The sequence below is a fragment of the Halorubrum tropicale genome, from assembly GCF_001280455.1.
GTDB lineage: Archaea > Halobacteriota > Halobacteria > Halobacteriales > Haloferacaceae > Halorubrum > Halorubrum tropicale.
Window position 1 is genome coordinate 66,155 of the sequence record NZ_LIST01000004.1, and the last position, 20,556, is coordinate 86,710.

Annotated in this window: 19 protein-coding genes and 2 pseudogenes; 16 read left to right on the top strand and 5 right to left on the bottom strand. The window is 69.6% G+C overall.

What is annotated here, in order from left to right:
- The first annotated feature begins 103 nt into the window (after positions 1-103).
- Together AMR74_RS10560 and AMR74_RS10565 are read left to right on the top strand one after the other, a co-directional pair.
- On the top strand, positions 104-367 hold the full coding sequence (locus AMR74_RS10560) for a hypothetical protein (protein ID WP_053772030.1): 264 nt from the start codon (positions 104-106) through the stop codon (positions 365-367).
- Positions 360-569 carry a hypothetical protein gene (locus AMR74_RS10565; RefSeq protein ID WP_053772031.1) on the top strand — a complete coding sequence of 70 codons (210 nt, stop codon included), beginning with the start codon at positions 360-362 and terminating at the stop codon, positions 567-569. Before AMR74_RS10560 ends, AMR74_RS10565 begins: the two co-directional genes overlap by 8 nt.
- A 28-nt stretch (positions 570-597) precedes the next feature.
- On the opposite strand, the gene AMR74_RS10570 is transcribed toward AMR74_RS10565, so the two are convergent.
- Positions 598-1,509, bottom strand: a complete 912-nt coding sequence (locus AMR74_RS10570) for an NAD-dependent epimerase/dehydratase family protein (protein WP_053772032.1) — start codon at positions 1,507-1,509, stop codon at positions 598-600.
- Positions 1,510-1,641: 132 nt separating this feature from the next.
- Between AMR74_RS10570 and AMR74_RS10575 the strand changes: the two genes are divergently transcribed.
- Positions 1,642-2,001, top strand: a complete 360-nt coding sequence (locus AMR74_RS10575; protein ID WP_053772033.1) for a hypothetical protein — start codon at positions 1,642-1,644, stop codon at positions 1,999-2,001.
- 347 nt (positions 2,002-2,348) lie between these two features.
- On the opposite strand, the gene AMR74_RS10580 is transcribed toward AMR74_RS10575, so the two are convergent.
- From AMR74_RS10580 to AMR74_RS10590, 3 genes are all read right to left on the bottom strand, one after another.
- Positions 2,349-3,245 carry a DUF4097 family beta strand repeat-containing protein gene (locus tag AMR74_RS10580; RefSeq protein ID WP_053772034.1) on the bottom strand — a complete coding sequence of 299 codons (897 nt, stop codon included), beginning with the start codon at positions 3,243-3,245 and terminating at the stop codon, positions 2,349-2,351.
- Positions 3,238-3,921 carry a sensor domain-containing protein gene (locus AMR74_RS10585; RefSeq protein WP_077152298.1) on the bottom strand — a complete coding sequence of 228 codons (684 nt, stop codon included), beginning with the start codon at positions 3,919-3,921 and terminating at the stop codon, positions 3,238-3,240. The genes AMR74_RS10580 and AMR74_RS10585 overlap by 8 nt, the downstream gene beginning before the upstream one ends.
- 121 nt (positions 3,922-4,042) lie before the next feature.
- Positions 4,043-4,801: a sensor domain-containing protein gene (locus AMR74_RS10590; protein ID WP_053772035.1), complete on the bottom strand. Its 759-nt coding sequence runs from the start codon at positions 4,799-4,801 to the stop codon at positions 4,043-4,045.
- Positions 4,802-4,954: 153 nt separating this feature from the next.
- Here AMR74_RS10590 and AMR74_RS10595 point away from each other — a divergent pair, with 153 nt between their 5' ends.
- The 8 genes from AMR74_RS10595 to glmS all read left to right on the top strand — a co-directional run bounded on the left by AMR74_RS10595 (position 4,955) and on the right by glmS (position 12,965).
- Positions 4,955-5,311: an ArsR/SmtB family transcription factor gene (locus AMR74_RS10595; RefSeq protein WP_053772036.1), complete on the top strand. Its 357-nt coding sequence runs from the start codon at positions 4,955-4,957 to the stop codon at positions 5,309-5,311.
- Complete coding sequence (locus tag AMR74_RS10600) at positions 5,308-5,691, top strand: hypothetical protein (protein WP_053772037.1); 384 nt, start codon at positions 5,308-5,310, stop codon at positions 5,689-5,691. Before AMR74_RS10595 ends, AMR74_RS10600 begins: the two co-directional genes overlap by 4 nt.
- The gene (locus AMR74_RS10605) at positions 5,688-5,960 is read left to right on the top strand and encodes a DUF7521 family protein (RefSeq protein ID WP_053772038.1); all 273 of its coding nucleotides are present in this window, start codon (positions 5,688-5,690) and stop codon (positions 5,958-5,960) included. Before AMR74_RS10600 ends, AMR74_RS10605 begins: the two co-directional genes overlap by 4 nt.
- 107 nt (positions 5,961-6,067) lie before the next feature.
- Positions 6,068-7,405, top strand: a complete 1,338-nt coding sequence (gene glmM / locus AMR74_RS10610) for a phosphoglucosamine mutase (protein WP_053772039.1) — start codon at positions 6,068-6,070, stop codon at positions 7,403-7,405.
- 155 nt (positions 7,406-7,560) lie between these two features.
- The gene (locus tag AMR74_RS10615; protein ID WP_053772040.1) at positions 7,561-8,460 is read left to right on the top strand and encodes a halocyanin domain-containing protein; all 900 of its coding nucleotides are present in this window, start codon (positions 7,561-7,563) and stop codon (positions 8,458-8,460) included.
- 166 nt (positions 8,461-8,626) lie between these two features.
- Positions 8,627-9,835: a bifunctional sugar-1-phosphate nucleotidylyltransferase/acetyltransferase gene (gene glmU / locus AMR74_RS10620; protein ID WP_053772041.1), complete on the top strand. Its 1,209-nt coding sequence runs from the start codon at positions 8,627-8,629 to the stop codon at positions 9,833-9,835.
- A 74-nt stretch (positions 9,836-9,909) separates the two neighbouring features.
- A complete protein-coding gene (locus AMR74_RS10625) occupies positions 9,910-11,085 on the top strand; it encodes a sugar phosphate nucleotidyltransferase (RefSeq protein WP_077152299.1) in 1,176 nt (391 codons plus the stop codon).
- A gap of 2 nt (positions 11,086-11,087) precedes the next feature.
- Positions 11,088-12,965, top strand: a complete 1,878-nt coding sequence (gene glmS, locus AMR74_RS10630; protein ID WP_053772042.1) for a glutamine--fructose-6-phosphate transaminase (isomerizing) — start codon at positions 11,088-11,090, stop codon at positions 12,963-12,965.
- A gap of 866 nt (positions 12,966-13,831) precedes the next feature.
- Here the strand turns inward: glmS and aglM are convergent.
- Positions 13,832-15,156: pseudogene (gene aglM / locus AMR74_RS10635) on the bottom strand (UDP-glucose 6-dehydrogenase AglM).
- Positions 15,157-15,514: 358 nt separating this feature from the next.
- Here aglM and AMR74_RS10640 point away from each other — a divergent pair.
- The 5 genes and pseudogenes from AMR74_RS10640 to AMR74_RS19935 form a co-directional block, all read left to right on the top strand.
- The gene (locus AMR74_RS10640) at positions 15,515-16,390 is read left to right on the top strand and encodes a TrmB family transcriptional regulator (protein WP_053772043.1); all 876 of its coding nucleotides are present in this window, start codon (positions 15,515-15,517) and stop codon (positions 16,388-16,390) included.
- 90 nt (positions 16,391-16,480) lie between these two features.
- On the top strand, positions 16,481-17,629 hold the full coding sequence (locus AMR74_RS10645) for an NAD-dependent epimerase/dehydratase family protein (protein ID WP_053772044.1): 1,149 nt from the start codon (positions 16,481-16,483) through the stop codon (positions 17,627-17,629).
- Positions 17,622-18,605: an NAD-dependent epimerase/dehydratase family protein gene (locus AMR74_RS10650; protein WP_053772045.1), complete on the top strand. Its 984-nt coding sequence runs from the start codon at positions 17,622-17,624 to the stop codon at positions 18,603-18,605. Before AMR74_RS10645 ends, AMR74_RS10650 begins: the two co-directional genes overlap by 8 nt.
- The gene (locus AMR74_RS10655; RefSeq protein ID WP_053772046.1) at positions 18,602-19,621 is read left to right on the top strand and encodes an NAD-dependent epimerase/dehydratase family protein; all 1,020 of its coding nucleotides are present in this window, start codon (positions 18,602-18,604) and stop codon (positions 19,619-19,621) included. Before AMR74_RS10650 ends, AMR74_RS10655 begins: the two co-directional genes overlap by 4 nt.
- Positions 19,622-19,643: 22 nt before the next feature.
- Positions 19,644-20,508 (top strand): annotated as a pseudogene (locus AMR74_RS19935) (SIS domain-containing protein); the annotation flags it as partial.
- Between the last annotated feature and the right edge of the window lie 48 nt (positions 20,509-20,556).

Sequence of the window (20,556 nt, forward strand, 5' to 3'; positions counted from 1 at the left end):
GTCGGTAAACTGGTGCGGTACCGCGTGGCGACCGCCGGCGATCGTGGCGTCACGAGGCCCCGACACGCGCTACCTCTTTAACGCCGGGGCCGTACACAGTGATATGGCCGTTGGCACTCGGTTGTCACTACAGCTCGCCGACTTCGGTACCCGCTCGCTCGTCACGCACAGCCTCATGGTGTTGGGGTTCATCGGGGCGGTGTACACGGGGCTGTTCGTCGAGGGACAGGTCGGTACCGTCTCGATGGCGGCGTTCATCAACTTCACGGCGGGGCTGTGGATCTCGCAGTCGATCCACTCGCTCGGCAACGCCGCGACCGACGACGAGTACCAAGGCGTCCTCAAGGAGATCCTAAACCGTGTCTAGCGAACCCGGGATCGACACCGCCCGCTTCGGGCGGATCCTGGCGCTCGTCGGCTTCGTCACGACCGTCTTCCTGTTCCTCACAGCGCAGCGACTGTCCGGTGACGCGTTCCAGATCGGCGCCGTCGCCATCGGGATGGTGGGGCTGATCACCGCCATCATCGGCTTCCTCGTCGCCGCCGGCAGCGCGGTCGACGCGTCCTGACCGCCGCCGTCTTCGTCCCCGTTCGAATTTACTGGTACGGTTCGCAGACGAGTTCGACGCCCTCTTCGAAGCTAATTTCGGGCTCCCAGCCGGTCGCTTCGTGGAACTGCGAGTAGTCCGCCATCGTGTCGTGGACGTAGCCGTCGAACGGACACTCGATGTACTCGGGGTCGACGTCGGTGCCGAGCGCGTCGTTGATCATCGCGACCATCTCGTTGAACGAGTACGCCTCCTGCGTGCCGACGTTGTACACGCCCGTCAGCTCGTTGTCGGCCGCCAGCTCGCACGCGCGGGCCACGTCCGAGACGTGCGTGAAGTCGCGGGTCTGAGAGCCGTCGCCGAACAGCTCGGGGGACTCGCCTGCGGCGATCGCGTCCGCGAACTGCGCGACCGTGTTCGCGTACTCGCCTTTGTGCTCCTCGTTGCCGCCGAACCCCTGATACACCGAGAAGAACCGGAGGCCGGCCATCGCCATGTCGTGGTGGTTGGCGTAGTACTCGGCGTAGCGCTCGCGCGCGAGCTTCGAGGCCTCGTAGGCGGTGCGCGCCTCCACGTCCATGTCGACCGGCGAGGGCTCGGTGCGGCTGCCGTAGATCGAGGAGGTCGAGGCGTAGACGACGGTGTCACAGCCCTCCTTTCGAGCGCGTTCGACCGTGTTGACGAACCCCTCGACGTTGACGCGGCAGCCGCGCTGGGGGTCGCTCTCGTGCATGTTCCGCGAGGAGAGCGCGGCGAGGTGGAAGACGGCGTCGACGTCGACCGGGAACTCGCCGTCGACGACGGAGGCCTCGACGAACTCGACGTCGTCGTCGAGGTTCTCGGGCGTGCCGAGGTAGGTGTCGTCGACCGCGATCACGTCGTTGTCGGCGGCGAGGCGGTTCGCGAGGTTCGAGCCGATGAATCCCGCGCCGCCCGTGACGAGGACTCGTTTGTCCTTCATGAACGAGTGTCCTCAGAGCCGACGGTTCAGCGCTTCGGTTTCGCGAGGATGACCGAGGCGACGGGCGGGCGGACTCGCGGCTCCGCACGTGGCGAAAGCGACTTGCTCGCGGCGCCGGAAGGAGGATCAGAGATGTCGACCCGCGAGGCGGAACTGGTGATCGAGACGTGGCGCCTCCGCGAGCGAGACCTCCCGCGGGTCCCGCCGGCCGGGTGGGGAACCGTCGACCGCCTCCGCGCGGCGGTCTGCCTCGCGGTCGAGTGCGCTGTCGACGGCGTCGATCGGATCGAACCGTTCGAGGGCCCCGCGAGCGAGCGCGAGCGGTTCGCGGCGACGGTGACGACGGACGCGGTCGACGACGCCCTCGTCAGCGTCCGCCCCGCGCCCGCGGAAGGCGAGACCGACGACGAGACCGAGGCGCGCGGCGACGGGGAGTCGTTCGAGGAGACGACGAAGCAGTTCGACCTCGACGAGGCGCTCGACCGGCTGTAGGCGGGCCTCGCGGGGCCAGCGCACCGGCGCCACCGGCTCGTAGTGGCCCGCGACCGATACCGACCGGTCGGGGGCGGCGCACTCGACTGGTCCGTCTCCGAACCTGTGCCGATCGACGCCTCGTTTCGCGCCGATGGGCGCTCGACGGGAGGACGAGGCGCGGAGGCCCCTGGGGGCGGTGACGGGCGTGGTTTCAGCGGTCCGGGTCGAGCGAGGAGGGCCGAAAAGCGAGGCGGGCCGAAAAGCGAGGCGGGCCGAAAAGCGAGGCGGGCCGAAAAGCGAGGCGGGCCGAAAAGCGAGGCGGGTCCGGGCGGAAACGCGGCGTCAGCGGGGACGGTCCGGGGCGCTCACGCTCGGATCGTGATGTCGCCGTCGTTGGTCCGCGCCGTCAGCGCGCCGTCGCCGCCGTTGACGGACGCTCGCAGTCGGGTCTCGGTGCGCTCGCGGACGCGGAACCCGGGGCCGCCTCCCGAGAGTGCGAAGTCACCGTCGTACGTGCGAGCGGTGAGCGCCGCCTCGAGGTCGTCACCGAGCCGGAGCAGCAGGTCGCCGTCCGACGATTCGACCGTCGCGTCCGCCGCGACCGCGGGGACGTCGGCGACGACGTCGCCGTCGCGGGTCCGGAGGGTCTCGACGCGCTCGGGGTCGCGGACGCGGACCGCGCCGTCCGCGGTCGTCGCCGTGACGGCCCCGGCGGCCCCGTCGACGCGGACGTCGCCGTCACGGGACTCGAGGCGCACGGCGCCCCGGGCGTCGGTCACCGACACGTCGCCGTCGACCGCGACCAGCGCCGCACCGTCGGGAACGGACGCCGCGTGGACGTCGCCGTCGGCGGACCGGAGCCTATCGACGTCGACGTCCGGCGGCGCGGTGACCTCGACGTCGACGCCCCCGCCGCCGAGCCCGACGATGCGCGGTTCGTCGGTGGTCACCTCAAGTCGGTCACCGGTCACCCGGGCCGTCACCTCGAACTCGTCGAGCGAGACGCCGCCGACGGCGCGCTTGCGGGCGACGACCTCGATGTCGTCGCGGGGCTCGGCGCTGAACGAGACGTCGCCGGCAACGTCGGTCACGGCCAGCGTCGAGACCGCCGCGGGGTCGACGGTCCGTCGCTCCGTCTCCGTCCGCCGATCGACATCGACGACGCCGGCGCAGCCGGCCAGGGCGGTTCCGAGGCCGACCCCGACGGCGCCGAGCAGGCCCCGGCGCGTGGCCGACGCGCCGTCGGGCGACCCGTCAGGCATCGGCGTCCTCCGCGGTCCGCGCCGCGCCGCCGAGCAGCGCGTCGGTGAGGAATCCGCCGAACCTGGCGACCCCGTTGAGCACGTGGAGCGACACCAGCGCGAGGAGGACGCCGAGGCCGGCGCCCGCGGCCGCCTCGCGCAGCGTGTCGACCACGTAGGGGCCGAGCGTGTACGTCACCCCGGGGGCGTCGTAGAAGACGGGCATGCTGATCAGCGTGGCCGAGAGCGCGACCGCGGTGACGAGCGCGGTGAACGCCACGACGCCGTAGACGAACTTGAGGCCGACGAGCACGAGGCCGGTCCAAGTGGTCGGGGCCGTGAGGATCCGCTTCGTCGTCCCGAGCGCCTCCTCGACCGACCCGAACTCGAGGTCGACGTCGGCGGGCGCGGCCGCGACGTCGACGTCGAGGAGCCAGTCCGCGAGCCGGCGCTCGAACGACCCGATTCCGAGCGTCACGAGCAGCGTCAGGAGGACGACCGGAACGCCCGCGAACGTGACGAGCAGGCCGAGGCCGGTCGAGAGGCCGGTGGTGACGACCGTGAAGTAGGCGATCCCGAGCGGGAACGCCAACAGGAGGTACGCGAGGTTGCGATACGTCTGTCCGTCGAAGGGCACACCGACGAAGCGCGCGAGCGCCTCGCCTGGCGAGCGCGGAGACCAACTGTGGTCGCTCATACTGCGCTTACGGCTTGCCGCCCCGTCGAGATATAAAGAATCGAGCGCTGCTGATCCGGCAACGCCACCCAAAGTATAAGTATGAGTTTCGTGCCGACCGTCCTGAACGCCGGCCCCGAACTCAGTCCGTTCCGATCGACGGCGCGCCCTGCCCCAGGGTGAGCTCGGCCCACCGGGCACACAGCCAACCGGCGGCGTGGAGCACGTTGAGCCCGACGAGGAGCGCCAGGACGCCCAGGAGCGACATCGCCAGCGCGCCCGGCAGCGTCGACACCTCCCACGACGTGAGCCGCACGATGAACGAGACGCCGACCTCGAACTGCTCCCACGGGACGACGAGCGACAGCTCCCGCCGGATCGGCTCCGGGAGAATGAGCCCGACCGACGCGCCCGGGGCGTCGTAGTACAGCGGCGTCGCCAGCAGCGACCCGCCGACGCTGAGGAGGACCGTGAGGAGCGTGAAGCCGGCGACGCCGACGACCAGCTTCGAGAGGACGAACGCGACGGCGCCCCACACCGCCAGGTCGGTCACGACCGCCACGGCGCCGTCGGTCACGCCGGACGCCTCGCGGACCTTCCACGACGGCGGAGTGATGTCGGCGCCGAGGAGGGCCTCAGCGAGCGCGCGCTCGCCGATCGACACCGCCACCACGCCGCCGAGCGTCGCGGCGAGTATCGGCACGCCGACCACGAGGACGGAGAGGCCGAGCCCGAGCGAGATCCCGACCACCGTGCCGACGAAGTAGGCGATGCCGAGCGGGAACGCGAGGGCCAGGTACGCGGCGGCGGCATAGGTTCGCGGCCGGAACGGCGTTAACAGCACCGCGCGAACGACGCCGCTGTCTGCGGAGGGAACCGAGAGCGCGTCTGAGAGGGCCATCTGCCGTCTGGACCGTCTGCCACCGGTCGTATTAAATTTCGGTCCTGTCACCGTCCCGAGCGGTTCGTCCGCGGAGCGCGAACGGGGGATCGGTTCGGTGCGGGCGTGACGCCGCCGGGGAAATTAAGTTTCCCGCCGGCGACGTTCAGCCGGATGGCCTCGGAGGCGTCCGTCGACCAACGGGAGGTGTACTCGCTGCTCGACGACGAGTACGCCAGGCAGATCCTCATCGAGACCTACGAGGAGACGCGCTCGGCGCGCGCGCTCCGCGAGGCCTGCGACGCCTCCGAGGCGACCGTCTACCGCCGCCTGGAACGCCTCCGCGAACAGGACCTCGTCGAGACGGTACAGGAGGTCGACCCGGACCGCGGCCCCCAGCAGGTGTACGCCGCACGGCTCAACCGCGTTTCGGTGGACCTGACCGCCAGCGGATTCGAAGTGAGCGTGGACTACGTCGACGAGACGGCCGCGGACCGACTGACGCGGCTCTACGAGGAGCTCTCGGGATGATCGGAACGCGCGCTGTGACGACGGCGCTCGCGGCGGTCGGCCAGCGGAGCGCCCCGCTCGTCGGCCGGGCGAGCATCCCGGCGCAGGTCGACGTGGTCGGCGGCGGCGCGGGGCTCGCCGCGATCACGATCGCCGCGTTCCTCCTCTCGGTGCTGCTTGCGGTGTTCGTCACCTACCGCTTCGCCCGCGGCTACCTCCGCACGCGGCGGCGGCCGCTGCTGTTCCTCACGCTCGGGCTCCTGCTCCTGGCTCCGCTCCCGATGTTCCTCCGGCTCGCCTTCGGCAACGTCGCGTGGGTGACCGCCACCGAGCGCACGGTGATCGTGACCACGAGCAAGCTCTGCGGCCTGCTCCTCGTCTTGGGGGTGGTCCACCGGTGACGCTCTCCGTCGTCGCGACCGCCGGCGGGGTCGCGACCGCCTGCCTCGGCACGTACGTCGCGTACCTGGCGTACGACGGCGGCCGCCGGAACGGGAGCCGGACGATGCTCCTGTTGGCCGTCGGCGTCGCGTGTATCGCGGTCCTCCCGTACGTGATCGCGTACGGCGTGACGCCGCTCCTCGGGCTCTCCGACGCCGCGACGGTGTTCGGGGTCACGGTGGCGCACTTGGTCGGCCTCGTGGCGCTCGCGGGGTCGGTGACCGACTGACGGCGACCGCTCCCCACCTGTGTCGATCCGCGCCCCGCGGCGGAGGGTCCGGGCGCTCCGACTCGCCATCCCGAACCGTCTTTGCGGAGCCCGGTGATGACCGTGGTATGTTCGGAACCAGCGGCGTTCGCGGCCCGGTCGGCGAGGCGGTGACCGCGGACCTCGCGCTCGACGTGGGGCGCGCGCTCGCGACGGACGGCGCGGCGACGGTCGTGGTCGGGCGCGACGCCCGCGACAGCGGCCGGATGCTCTCGCGGGCGCTCGTCGCGGGACTCACCGAGTGCGGGAGCGACGTGATCGACGTCGGCGTCGAGGCGACGCCCACGGTGGCCCGCGCGGTCGTCCGCGAGGTCGCTGACGCCGGCGCCGTCGTCACGGCCTCGCACAACCCGGCGCCCGACAACGGGATCAAGCTCTGGACCGAATTCGGGCGCGCGTTCGGCGAGGAGCGCAACGACCGGATCGCCGATCTCGTGGAGTCGGCGGCGTTCGAGTTCGCGGCCCACGACGCGATCGGCGCCGTGGAAGAGCGCGGCGCGGTCGCGGGCGGCGACGCCCGACGGCTTCACGAGCGCGCCCTCCGCGAGACCGTCCCGCTGCCCGACGACCTCTCGGTCGTCGTCGACCTCGGCAACGGCGTCGGCCGCGTCACCGCCGACGCGCTCCACGCGGCCGGCTGCGACGTGGAGACGCTCAACGGCCAGCGCGACGGCCGGTTCCCGGGGCGGCCCAGCGAGCCGACCGCGGCGAACTGCGAGACCGCCTGCGAGGTGGTCGCGGCGACCGACGCCGACCTCGGGGTCGTCCACGACGGCGACGCCGACCGGCTGATGGCGATCGACGAGCGCGGGCGGTTCGTCGCCGGCGACGCGCTGCTCGCGCTGTTCGCGCGCCGAGAGGCGGGCGCGGGCGACCGGGTGGCGGTCCCGGTGGACACGAGCCTGCTCGTCGCGGACGCGCTCGCCGAGGTGGGGGCCGATGTGACCTACACCCCCGTCGGCGACGCGTACGTCGCCGCGGAGGCCGCGAAGCCGGGCGTCGCGTTCGGCGGTGAGCCCAGCGGCGCGTGGATCTGGCCGGACCGAACGCCCTGTCCCGACGGTCCGCTCGCCGCCTGCGTCCTGACCGCGCTCGTCGGCGCGGAGGGGTCGCTGGCCGCGCTCGTCGACGACCTCCCCGAGTACCCGATCCGTCGGGACTCGGTTCGGACGGACGCGAAGCGGGCGGTCGTCGAGCGCGTCGGCGAGATCGCGGCCGCCGAGTACGACGACGCCTCGACGCTCGACGGCATTCGCGTCGAGACGGACGCGGGCTGGTTCCTCGTGCGCGCGAGCGGCACCGAGCCGCTGGTGCGGATCACGGCCGAGGCGCGCGACGAGGCCGACGCCGACGCGCTGTTCGAAACGGCGCGGGACCTGATCGAGCGGGCGCGCGACGCAGCCTGACGGCCCCGCGGGCGTCGACACGGCACTTCGTCTCTGTACCTCGTCACTGGAGCGAACCCGACGATGTTCACTTCGCCGGATCATAAATATTCCGGCAGTTTTTGCGAGAATGGTATCGACACCGTCGTTATTTGCGTGTCGCCGGAACTCCGCGTATGGGATACACCCCCGCGCGACGAGAGGTCCTCCACGCAGCGACCGTCGCCGGTGTCTCCGGACTCGCCGGCTGTGGGTCCGTCACCGGAGACGACAACACGGGCGCTGAAGGGTCGGACGACGAGCGGAACGACGACTGCGACGAGCCGGCGTACAAACCGGCAGACCAACTGTCGCCACCGGACTCCGTCGAGGAGTGGCTCGCCGACGCGAACGGCTACCGCGGCGAGCGGACGCGGACCGGGATAGACGGGCGCGCGGAGATCCAGGTCGGCAACGAGTACGACGACGGACTCGGCTTCGCTCCGGTCGTCGTCGAAGTGCCGCCGATGACGAACGTCCGGTGGAACTGGACCGGTCACGGCGGGGCGCACAACGTGGTCGCACTCGACGGCACGTTCGACAGCGGCCGTTCGAACGCGCAGTCCGGAACGAGTTACCACTACGTCTTCGAGGAACCGGGAACATATCCGTTCGTCTCCGAGCCGGGGCGATCAGACGGGATGAAGGGCGCGGTCGTGGTGAAGGAGCCGCCGTCAACCGGCTACGAGGCGGTCGACGAGTGGGTCGTCCACAGCGACAACTTCGACGGGACCGTCGCCGACAGGACCGACAGCGACGCCGCCTCGGTGACGGTCGGCGCTCCGGGCAACGGCGACCGTTTCGCGTTCGCACCCCCGGTTCTCGCGGTGTCGCCCGACACGACGGTCAGGTGGGAGTGGGCGGATCCGAGCGGCCCGGCGAACGTCGTGTTCGAGGATGTCGACGTCAGCTCCGGCGACCCGACGTTCGAACGCGAGACGGCGTTCGAACACACGTTCCGCGAGCCCGGCACGTACCGGTACGCCAGCCTCCCGCACAAATCGATCGGGATGCGGGGAGCGGTCGTCGTCGAGTGACCGCCGGCGCGCGACCGTCGTCCGACGGCGACGACGTCGGTCGCCGATCGGGACTACGACGCGTTCGACGGCCGAGAGAGTGGCGCTCCCGACGACCGCGACGGTGACCACCTCATCCCCTCCGACGACCGCAGCCGATAAGCCCTCTCCCGCCGTCGCCCCGGACATGTACGGAGTCGTGCTCGCGGCCGGCCGCGGGACTCGGATGCGACCGCTGACGGACCGCCGCCCCAAACCCCTCCTCCCGGTCGGAGACCGCTCGCTGCTGGAGCAGGTGTTCGACGCCGCCCGCGACGTGGTCGACGAGTTCGTCGTCGTGACGGGGTACCGCGGCGACGCGATCCGCGATGGCGTCGGCGACTCGTACCGCGGCCGCCCGGTTCACTACGTGGAACAGGCCGAGGCGCTGGGGACCGCGCACGCCGTGGCCCAGGCCGAGCCGGTCGTCGACGACGACTTCCTCGTGCTCAACGGCGACGTGGTCGTGGACGCGTCCCTCCCCCGAGCGCTCGCCGAGGCCGGTGCCCCCGCGATCGCGGCCACCGAGGTCCCGGACCCGCGGGCGTACGGCGTGCTCTCGACCGCCGAGGACGGCTCGCTCGCGGACATCGTCGAGAAGCCGGCCGACCCGCCGACGAGCCTCGCGAACGTCGGCTGCTACGCGTTCGAGCCGGAGGTGTTCGAGTACATCGACCGCACGCCCGAGAGCGAGCGCGGCGAGTACGAGATCACGACGACGATCGACCTCCTGCTCGGCGACGGTCGGCGGATCGACGTGGCCCCGTACGACGGCACGTGGCTCGACGTGGGGCGCCCGTGGGAGCTGTTGGAAGCCAACGAGCTGGCGCTCTCGGACCTCGGCGACGAGCGCGCGGTCGCCGGCACGGTCGAGGAGGGCGTCCACCTCCACGGGCCGGTCGTCGTCGAGGAGGGCGCGCGGGTCCGGTCCGGCGCCTACGTCGAGGGGCCGGCGCTGATCCGCGAGGGGGCCGACGTGGGGCCGAACGCGTACGTCCGCGGGGCGACCGTCGTGGGGCCGGACGCGCACGTCGGCCACTCGGTCGAGGTGAAGAACTCGGTGCTGATGGCGGACGCGTCGGTCGGTCACCTCTCGTACGTCGGCGACTCGGTGCTGGGCCGCGGCGTGAACTTCGGCGCGGGCACGAACGTCGCCAACCTCCGCCACGACGACGAGAACGTCCGACAGACGGTGAAAGGCGACCGCGTGGACACCGGTCGCCGGAAGTTGGGCGCTATCGTCGGCGACGGGGCGAAGACGGGGATCAACACCGCGCTGAACGCCGGCGTCGTGTTGGGCGCCGGCGAGACGACGGGTCCCGGAGAAGCGCTGACGCGCGACCGTCTTTCGGAGTAATAGCCATCGGCACCCACCGAGGCGCCGGTGGCGACCGCGAGCGATTTAACACCCGGGCGGGCGAGGGATCGCATATGAGCACCGACTCCGTGACCGCGGTGATCCTCGCCGCGGGCGAAGGACGACGGCTGGCGCCGCTGACGAACCGGCGGCCGAAGCCGATGGTCCCCGTGGCGAACCGGCCGCTGTTGGAACACGTCGTCGAGGCCGTCACCGCGACGGCGATCGACCGCATCGTCCTCGTCGTCGGCTACGAGCAGGAGCGCATCCGGAACCACTTCGGCGACGGCGACGACTGGGACGTGACGATTGAGTACGTCGAACAGGCCACCCAGCTCGGCACCGGCCACGCCGTCCTTCAGGCCGAGCCGGTCGTCGACGGGCCCTTCGTCGTGCTCAACGGCGACCGGATCGTCGACCCCTCGGTCGTCTCGGAGATGCGCGACCGGGCGCGAGGCGGCGACCTCCCCGCCATGGCGGTCACGACCGCGGTGAGTCCCCGCCAGTACGGCGTCGTCACCCTCGACGGCGACCGCGTGACCGACATCGACGAGAAGCCGGAGGGGCCGGTCGCGACCAACCGGATCAACGCCGGCGTCTACGCGTTCTCGCCGGCCGTCTTCGACGCGATCCGCGAGACGCACGCGACCGGCGAGTTAGCGATCACAGCGACGCTCAACGACCTTGCCGGGCGCGAGCGGCTGTCGGCGGTCCGGTACGACGGGCGCTGGCTCGACGTGTCGAACCTCTGGGACCTGCTGGCGGTCAACGCGGGGCTGATCGACGAGGCGTCGGCGGCCGAGACCGCGGGCGCGAGCCTCGGCGAATCGGTGACGGTCGCCGACGACGTGGCGCTGGCGGGCAACGTCCGCGTCGGCCCGAACGTCACCGTCGGCGGCAGCACCGCGATCGGGAGCAACGCGACCGTCGAGGCGGGCGCGGTCGTCGAGAACGCCGTGGTGTTCCCCGACGCCGTGGTCGGCGCCGGAGCGGTGGTTCGTGACGCGATCGTCGCCGGCAACGCCCGAGTCGGTCCGAACGCGACGATCGCGGGCGGGCCGGCGACGGTCGTCGTCGGCGACGCGGTCCACCGCGACGTGGAGCTCGGCGGCGTGGTCGGCGACAACGCGGCCGTCGGCGCCGGCGCGACGCTCACCGACGGCGCGGTGGTCGGCGACGACGTCCGGGCCGACGCGGGGGTCGTGATCGACGGACGCGTCGAGTCGGGCGCGGTCGTGCGGAGGGGGTAACCATGTGCGGAATTACCGGATACGTCGGCGACGGGATCGCGCTCGGCGGGGGCGACGACGGCAGCGACGCCGGAACCGTTCGCGACGGCGGCGTCGCCGGCGTGGGTGACGTCGTCCACGAGGGGCTCCGCAACCTGGAGTACCGCGGCTACGACTCGGCGGGGATCGCCCTCGTCGGCGACGCGAGCGGCCTCACGGTCGCGAAGCGGTCGGGCGAGGTCGACAACCTCACGGTTCCGGACGTGGCCGACGCGGCCCTCGGGATCGGCCACACGCGCTGGAGCACGCACGGCCCGCCGACGGACGCGAACGCCCACCCGCACACCGACTGCGTCGGCGACGTCGCGGTCGTCCACAACGGGATCGTCGAGAACCACGAGACGCTGAAGGCGGAGCTCGCCGACCACGAGTTCACGAGCGACACCGACACCGAGGTCATTCCGCACCTGATCGAAGCGGAGCTCGCCGCCGAGAGCGGCGCGGACGACCTCCTCGACGCGGTCCGGGCCGTCGAGGACCGCTTGGAGGGGAGCTACGCGATCTGCGCGGTCCGCGAGGGCGACGACCGGATCGTCGTCGCGCGCCGCGGGAGCCCGCTGGTGTTGGGCCGTGACGCCGACGCGACGTTCGTCGCCAGCGACGTGACGGCCTTCTTGGAGCACACCCGCGACGTGACTTACCTCGAAGACGGCGACGTGGCCGCCCTCTCCGACGCGGGCGTCGAAATATACGCCGACGGCGAGCCCGTCGACCGCGGCGTCGAGACGGTGACGTGGGAGGCCGACGCCGCCGAGAAGGGCGGCTACGAGCATTACATGCGCAAGGAGATCCACGAGCAGCCCGAGTCGCTCCGACAGACCATCGCGGGCCGGCTCGACGTGGATGGGGGCGACGCGGACCTCGACGTCTCGTTCCCGCCGGGCTTTCTCGCCGACTTAGAGGAGATCCAGATCGTCGCCTGCGGCACCTCGAACTACGCGGGCCGGTACGCGGCGCGGCTGTTCGAGGAGCTGTCGGGGGTGCGCGCGACCGTCGAGATCGCCAGCGAGTACGAGTTCGGCGCCGGGCGCAGCCCGGACCGGACGCTCGTCGTCGCGGTAACGCAGAGCGGCGAGACCGCCGACACGCTCGGCGCGGTCCGGCGCGCGAACGCGGCCGGCGCGCGGACGTTCGCCGTGACGAACACCCTCGGCAGCACCGTCACGCGCGAGGTGGACGACACCGCGTTCATCCGCGCCGGCCCCGAGATCGGCGTGGCGGCGACAAAGACGTTCGCCTCGCAGGTGGCGACGCTGACGATGCTCGCGGTGGCGATCGGCCGCGAGCGCGGCGCGCTGGCCGCCGCCGACGCGCGGCCCGTGCTGGAGGGGCTCCGCGACCTCCCCGGCGCGGTCCAGCAGGTGCTCGACAACGAGGGCCGCGTGCGCGAGGCCGCGACCGAGTACGGCGACAGCGGGGCGTTCTTCTTCGTCGGCCGGCAGCTGGGCGTCCCGGTCGCGCTGGAGGGGGCGCTGAAGCTCAAGGAGATCTCCTACGACCACGCCGAGGGGTTCGCCGCGGGCGAGCTCAAACACGGGCCGCTCGCGTTAGTGACGCCGGACACGCCCGTGCTGGCGGTGCTGACCGACGGCGCGCGCGCCGACGGGACAATGAACAACGTCACCGAGGCGCAGACGCGCGGTGCGCCCGCGATCGGGTGTGTCTCCGCCGGCGACGAGTACGCGACGTTGGACGTGTCGCTCCCGGTGCCGGACGTTGGCGTCGTCGAGCCGCTGGTCGCGAACGTCTACCTCCAGCTGTTCGCGTACCACGTGGCGAACGACAAGGGGCGGTCCATCGACAAGCCGCGGAACCTCGCGAAAAGCGTCACCGTCGAGTGACGCGGTGGCGCCCGCGGCCGCTCCGTATGCGGTGGGGAAATGGTTAACCAACAAGGCGGCGTGAGCAACCGGGCCGTGTTGGTTAACAGACCCCGCTGGAAACCGCGAGCCGCGTGAGCGAACATCCTCGAACGAGTCCGCGATTACAGGGAAGTCTCACCGCGCGTTCAGCTGCTGCCACGGACGACTGGGAGTTCAGTGCGATTCTCGGACCGAGCTACACTGGTTCGTCCCGCCGCAGTACCACGCGTGTAAACGGGTGAAACACCGACAGGAAGCCCCAATCGCGACCGGAATTGAACAGCGGCCAAGCGAGTGAACGCCGGGGCGGCCCACGGATCGCGTCGCAGTGCCGGAGTTACTCTCTCCGACGGCGTCGCCCGTCGCACGCGGTCGGGCCTCGTAGATTCTCAGAAGCCAAACATACCGAACGCGTATCAGTAAAACACCCCGGGATCACCGGGAGTGTTCCGGCCGATCTGTGAGATCAAGCGCCTGAGAGGTCGGCCGCCTTTTTGACAATAGCCCCACGGCGTGTTTTCGGTGGCAGTACGTGACACCCCGCTGTCTGCCGGCGGTTTCGCATACGTTACCCTGTAATCGCGTGCGAGCAGTGGCCGTTGTCAGTGGCGTGTCGGCTCGGTCGGTCCCGAACGCGTCTGTTACACTCGTTCTCACGGGGAGTACTGCGGCCGGGATCAGGGAGTGTAAATCCGGACATTTCTCTGGAGAGCGGCGATCTCGCGGGAGAGATCTAATTTTGGCGGGTGAATTCCGATCACTGGTGGAAACGGCTCGTAGTCCCTACGGTGGCCCGTCGACAGGCCGGCTAGCGAACGGGAGTGGTTCGACGAGTCCCGGCGAGACTACCAGGTGAGCCCCTCGTACATGATCCCGTCGCGGCGCTCGACGATCCGCCGCCCGTCGACGACGATCGGCGAGGCCATCGCGTCGAACTCCTCATTGAGGGCTGCGAACTCGTCCCAGTCGGTTACGACGACCGCGCCGTCGGCGCCGTCGAGCGCGGCCGCGGCCGAGTCGGCGTACGTTACGTCGTCGACGTAGTTCGGCGCGTTGTCGGTCGCGACCGGGTCGTAGGCGGTCACGCTCGCACCGCGCGCTTGGAGGTCGTCGATCACCCGAATCGCGCGGGAGTTCCGCATGTCGTCGGTGCCGGGCTTGAACGCGAGGCCGAGGACGCCGATCTCGGCGCCGTCGAACCCGCGATCGCGGCGCTCGGTGAGGTGTTCAGCGAGGAGGTCGACCAACCGCTCCGGCTGGCGGTCGTTAACCTCGACCGCGGCGTTGAGGAGGGAGGGCTCGTACCCGGCATCCTCCGCAGTCGAGATAATTGCGCGCGTATCTTTCGGAAAACAAGATCCCCCCCCCACCCCACGCCGCTTTGGAGAAACTGCTCGCTGATCCGTTCGTCGAGGCCGATCGCGTCGGCAACTTCGTAGGCGTCGACGCCGAGCTCCTTACAGATGTTCCCGAGGTCGTTGATGAGGCTGATCTTCGCCGCGAGGAAGCCGTTGTTGGCGTACTTTATCATCTCGGCGGTGCGCGTATCGGTCTCGACGATCGGAGCGTCGGCCGCATCGACGAGCGGGGCGAACACCGCGCGCATGTCCTCGAGCGCGTGGTCGTCGTCCGCGCCGAGGACGACCTTGTCCGGATTGCGGAAGTCGTAGACCGCGGTCCCCTCGCGGAGGAACTCGGGGTTCATGCCGACGCCGAATCCTTCGCCGGCGGTCTTCCCGCTCTCTCGTTCCAAGATCGGGGTGATCGCGTCCGCCGTCGAGCCGGGGACGACCGTGCTCTTGACAACGACGGTGTGCCAGTCGGCTTTGTCCCCGAGCGCCTCGCCGAGTTGGCTCGCGCCCGCTTCCATGATCGACAGGTCGATGCTGCCGTCGTCGTTCTGCGGCGTCGGCAGACAGAGGAAGGTTACGTCGGTGTCGCAGACCGCGGCGTAGTCGGTCGTCGCGCGGAGCCGACCGGTGCCGTCCGGCCCGGCGTGGTCGGCGATGAGCTCTGAGAGGCCCTCCTCGTGGATCGGGGCGTCGCCGTCGTTGATCGCCTCGACGACCGACTCGTCGATGTCGATGTTCACCACGTCGTGGCCCAAATCGGCGAAGCAGGCGGCGACCGTCGTTCCCACGTAGCCGCTCCCGACGATAGAGAGGTTCATGTGAGGTTTCCGTTGGATGGGTGACCTCAAGAAGTGTTGGATCGTCGGACTTCGTCAGGAGCGTTCTCGTTCGACAGCGGTCGCGGGATCGGGGACCTCGCCCAGCGTCGCGCTCTCGCCGGCTCGCCCGGACGGCCGGTAAAATCTAAGGGTTACGCCTCGTCCGTCTCCTCGTCGCGGCCTTCGGAGAGCCGCTCCCAGATCTCCGTACAGCCCGCGCCGTCGGGGACGTCAGCGAGGTGGGCGTCGTCAGCAGCGTCTGAGTTACTCATGTTCTGAGTAACTGTATTGGCGCCCACCTAATAACTGTTCCGGCGGCACCAGTACGTACTTACGCGGCGAATGAGGACGAACGGGCATGACGGATTCCGGAGCGGACCTCTTCTCGCTGCTCGATCTGACGGAGTACGAAGCCGACGCCTTAGAGGAGCTGCTGCTGTTAGGCCGGACGACGGCGCCCGACCTCGCGGAGGCGACCGGGATCCCGAAGGCCCGGATCTACGGCGTCCTCGACGCGCTCTCGGAGGCGGGGTACGTGAAGATGATCCCGGGCCGGCCGAAGCGGTACGAGCCCCACGAGCCGGCGGCGATCGCCGAGCGGGCGGTCGAGAACCGCCGGCACGCCTACGAGCGGTTCCGCGAGGACGTCGAGGCCGTCGAGGAGGCGTTCGTCGACGAGTACGCGCCGGTGCGCGACCGCGGCGTCGACGAGCTGAGCCCGACGGAGGACCTGTTCCACGTTGTCGACGTGGGCGAGCCGAGCGAGCGCGAGACGCGGCGGCTGTTCCGCGAGGCCGAGGAGGCGGTGTACGTCCTCTCGAAGAGCTTCGGCTACGTCGACGCCGTGCGCCCGGCGATGCGGGACGCGGTCGACCGCGGCGTCGACGTCGACGTACTCCTCCTCCATCCCGACTCGCTGTCCGCGGAGAACCGCGAGCGACAGGCCGCGATCCGCGAGACGCTCGCCGCGGAGTTCCCGTCCGTCTCTGTGCGCGTCAGCGACCGCGTGCTGCCGTGGCGCGGCACCTTCGCCGACCCGAGCCTCTCGTACGAGTCCGGCCAGGGGCTGCTCATGGTCGAACAGGAGGAGGTACCGAACCACCACCGACAGGCCGCGGTCACGGAGAACCCGTCGTTCGTGGCGGGGATGTGGCAGTACTTCGACCTGCTCTGGCGCCACGAGAGCGTTTCCGCCGACCCGGACCCGTTAGCCGACGATACCACCGCGAAGTAAGGCGGACACCCCGATTCCGGACGGGGCGTTATCAGCGGACAGGATCAACCGGAAAGCCTTTACTCGTAGTTACTCGACTACCGAGTAACGATGAGCGTCCTACTCACCGGTGCCGACGGCTACCTCGGATGGCCGACCGCGCTGCGACTGGCCGACCGACTCGACGAGCGGATCGTCTGCGTCGACGACTTCTCGCGTCGCGACTGGGTCGCCGAGTCCGGCAGCGTCTCCGCGACGCGGATCGAAGATCCCGAGGAGCGATTCGCTCGCGTCGAGAACCTCAGCCTCGTGGAAGGCGACCTCGCCGACCGCGACTTCGTGCTCCAACTGTTGGAGACCCACGAGCCGGACACCGTGCTTCACGCGGCCGCCCAGCCCAGCGCGCCCTACTCGTCGATCAACGGCGAGCGCGCGCTGTACACCCAGCGCAACAACGTCTCGATGACGCTGAACCTGCTCCACGGGCTCCACGAGACGGGCCTGTCGGACACTCACTTCATCGAGACGACGACGACCGGGATCTACGGCGCGCCGCACTTCCCCATCCCGGAGGGCGGCCTCGAAGTCGAACGGAAGGGCGGCAAAGACGAGGTGCCGTTCCCCGCGATGGGCGGTAGCTGGTACCACCAGACCAAGTCGTTCGACGCGGCGAACATGCGCCTCGCCGAGTCGCAGTTCGACTTCCCGATGAGCGAGGTGCGGACCGCCATCGTCTACGGCACCGAGACCGACGAGACGCGTGCCCACGAGAGCCCGACGCGGTTCGACTTCGACTACTACTTCGGCACCGTCGTCAACAGGTTCTGCGCGCAGGCCGTCGCCGGGTACCCGATCACGGTGTACGGCAAAGGCGAACAGCGCAAGCCGATGGTGAGCCTCGAAGACGCCGTTGAGAGCCTCGTGCGCTTGGTCGAGCAGGGCCACTCCGGCGACGACGGGATCGACGTGTACAACCAGGTCACCCGGCCGATCGCCATCGTCGAGCTCGCGGAGACGATCGCCGAGGTCGGCGCGGAGTTCGACCTCGACGCCGAGGTGAAACACTACGAGAACCCCCGCGAGGAGGACGAGGAACACAAGATGGAGATGGAGAACGAGCGGTTCCTCGATCTGGTCGGCGGCCAGCGCCAGGAGCTCGAGTCGGGGATTCGCGACGTGCTCGGGACGCTCGTCGAGGAGCGCGAGCGGATCGCGGCCCACGAGGACCGGTTCCTGCCCGGCGTGCTGACCGATGAGTGACGCCGGCGACGACGACGCGGACGGTGGACAGCGCGTCCTCGTCACCGGCGGCTGCGGCTACATCGGCAGCGCGCTCGTCCCGCGGCTGCTCGCCGACGAGCGGGTGGGTGAGGTCGTCGTCCTCGACTCGCTGGCGTCGGGCTCGCCGGCGCACCTAGCCGCCTGCGTCGGCGACCGGCTCGACTTCCGCCGGGGCGACGTGCGCGACTACGGCGCCGTCGAGAGCGCGACCCGCGGCGTCGACGCCGTGATCCACCTCGCGGCGATCACCGGCGCCGCGTCGACGCACGACCGGCGCGAGGAGACGTTCGCGGTGAACCGCGACGGCACCGAAAACGTGCTCACGGCCGCGGGGAAGTTCGACGTCGACAGCGTCGTCGTCGCCTCCTCGTGTAACAACTACGGCCGCGCGGCGAGCCGCGACATCGACGAGACGACAGAGCAGAACCCGCTGAACCCGTACGCCGAGTCGAAGGTAGCCTGCGAGCGGCTGCTCGACGAGGCGGTCGACGCCTACGACTTCGACGCGACCGCGCTCCGGATGAGCACGAACTACGGCTGGTCGCCCGGCGTCCGATTCAACCTCGTGGTGAACCACTTCGTCTTCCGCGGGCTGACGGACCGCCCGCTGACGGTGTACGGTGACGGGTCGAACTGGCGGCCGTTTATCCACGTGCGCGACGCGGCGCGGGCGTATCTCGACGCCGCGTTGGATCCCGACGCGTGGCCTCAGCGCGTGTACAACGTCGGCTCGAACAACGGGAACTACCGGATCGCGGAGATCGCGGAGATCGTCCGCGAGGAGTTAGATCGGGATCTGGACGTGACGTATCTGGAGGACGAACAGCCCGGTCCCTCCTATCACGTGAACTTCGACCGCTTGGCCGAGACGGGCTTCGAGACGGAGTGGACGCTGCGCGAGGGGATTCGCGATATCGCGAGCGAGTTGACCGGCACGGAGGCGACCCAAGTATGACCGAGACGACAGACACCGAGATGGACGCAGAGAGCAGCGGCAGGACGATTGAGACGCCAACGATCGCGGTGACGGGCGCGGCCGGCTACATCGGCAGTCGCGTCGTCGTTGAGTTTCAGGAGGCGTACCCTGACTGGGAGATCATCGCGATCGACAACCAGTACCGCGGGCAGGTGGACTCGATCGGCGACATCGACATCGAGCACGTCGACATCCGAAACCGCGACCGGCTTGAGGACGCCCTCGCGGGCGCGAACGTGGTGTGTCACCTCGCGGCGATAAGCGGCGTTGACGACTGCGAGGAGAATCAGGATCTCGCATATGAGGTGAACGTCACCGGAACAAACAACGTGGCGTGGTTCTGTCGGAAGACGGGTGCTGCGCTTGCGTTCCCATTCAGTATGGCCGTATTGGGTGATCCCGAAGAGTTCCCAATCACGGCCGACCAGCCGCGCGATCCGTTGAACTGGTACGGGCGGACGAAGCTGCTCGGCGAGCGCGCTATCGAGACGTTCGCCGGCCGCGCGTTTCCGGCGCATCTGTTCCTGAAGTCGAACCTGTACGGCGAACACGAGGTCGACGGGACGACGGTCGGGAAGCCGACAGTGATCAACTTCTTCGTGAACCGGGCGCTCGCGGGCGAGACGCTGACCGTCTACGAGCCTGGCACGCAGGCGCGGAACTTCGTCCACGTGAAAGACGTGGCGCGCGTGTACGTGCGGAGTGCGGAGCGGTTGTTGGAGCAGTTAGAGCGTAGGGAGACCGGGACCGAGACGTTCGAAGTTGCTAGTGGGGAAGACATGAGCGTGATGGAAGTGGCGGAGATCGTTCGGGAGGTCGCGCGCGAGGAGCGCGGGATCGAGGTTGACGTGGAGTTGGTGGAGAATCCGCGGAGTGCGGAGACGATGGTAGAGGAGTTCGGGGTGGATATCTCAGCTGCCCACGAGACGCTCGGGTGGAATACCAGGGAGTCCGTTGGCGGCGCAGTTCGGCGGCTGTTGCGGCGAGAGGCGTAGATCTGGAGGAAGGTCTTGCGATATCCGAGACGTGCCTGAAGTTGCTTCCAAGTACAAGTTCGGCGCTGGGTGTACCCCGTTGCGCAGCGTGTCGTCGCGGTGACTCAGAGTGGCGAGACCGGCAAACGCTCTCAGCGCTTCGTCAGCCCACCGGGTCGGCGCGCGGACGCTCACGGTCACGAACACGTTCGGGGACACGATTACGCGCGAGGCCGACGACACGGTGTTCATCCACGCCGGGCCGGAGATCAGCGTCGCCGCTACCAAAACGTTCTGCTCGCAGGTGGCGACGATGGCACTGGTCGCGATCCACATCGGCCGCCAGCGCGACGCCATCTCGTCGTCGGAGGTCCGGGGTCTGCTGAAGGACGTGCGGGGGCTCCCCGGTGCGGTTCAGCAGGCGCTGGACGCCGAGGCGGACGTTCGTGAAGCTGCCGAGGCGTACGCCGACGGCGACGCGTTCTTCTTCGTCAGTCGACGGCTGGGCGCGCCGATGGCGCGCTGAAGCTGAAGGAGATCAGCTACGACCACGCCGAGGGATTCCCGGCGGGCGAGCTGAAGCACGGGCCGCTGGCACTGGTGACACCCGAGACGCCCGTGTTGGTGGTGCTGACGAGGGGTCGACCCCCGAGGAGACGCTGAACAACGTGAAGGAGGCCGAGTCGCGTGGGACTCCCGTGCTGGGTGTCGTATCGGGGGCTGTTGCGGACGCCGAGAAGTTCGTTGACGAGGTGTTCGAAGTTCCGGAGTCGGGAGATGGAGCCGCTGGTAGCGAAGTCTACTTCTAGCTGTTCAGCTACTACGTGGCCGATTCGAAGGGCCGGTCGATCGATAAGCCTCGTAATTTGACGAAGAGTGTGACGGTGGAGTGGGATGAAAACCCGTAAATCTCAACCAACAGCTAAACTACGTTTGCCCCGAAAGAGGTAGATGAG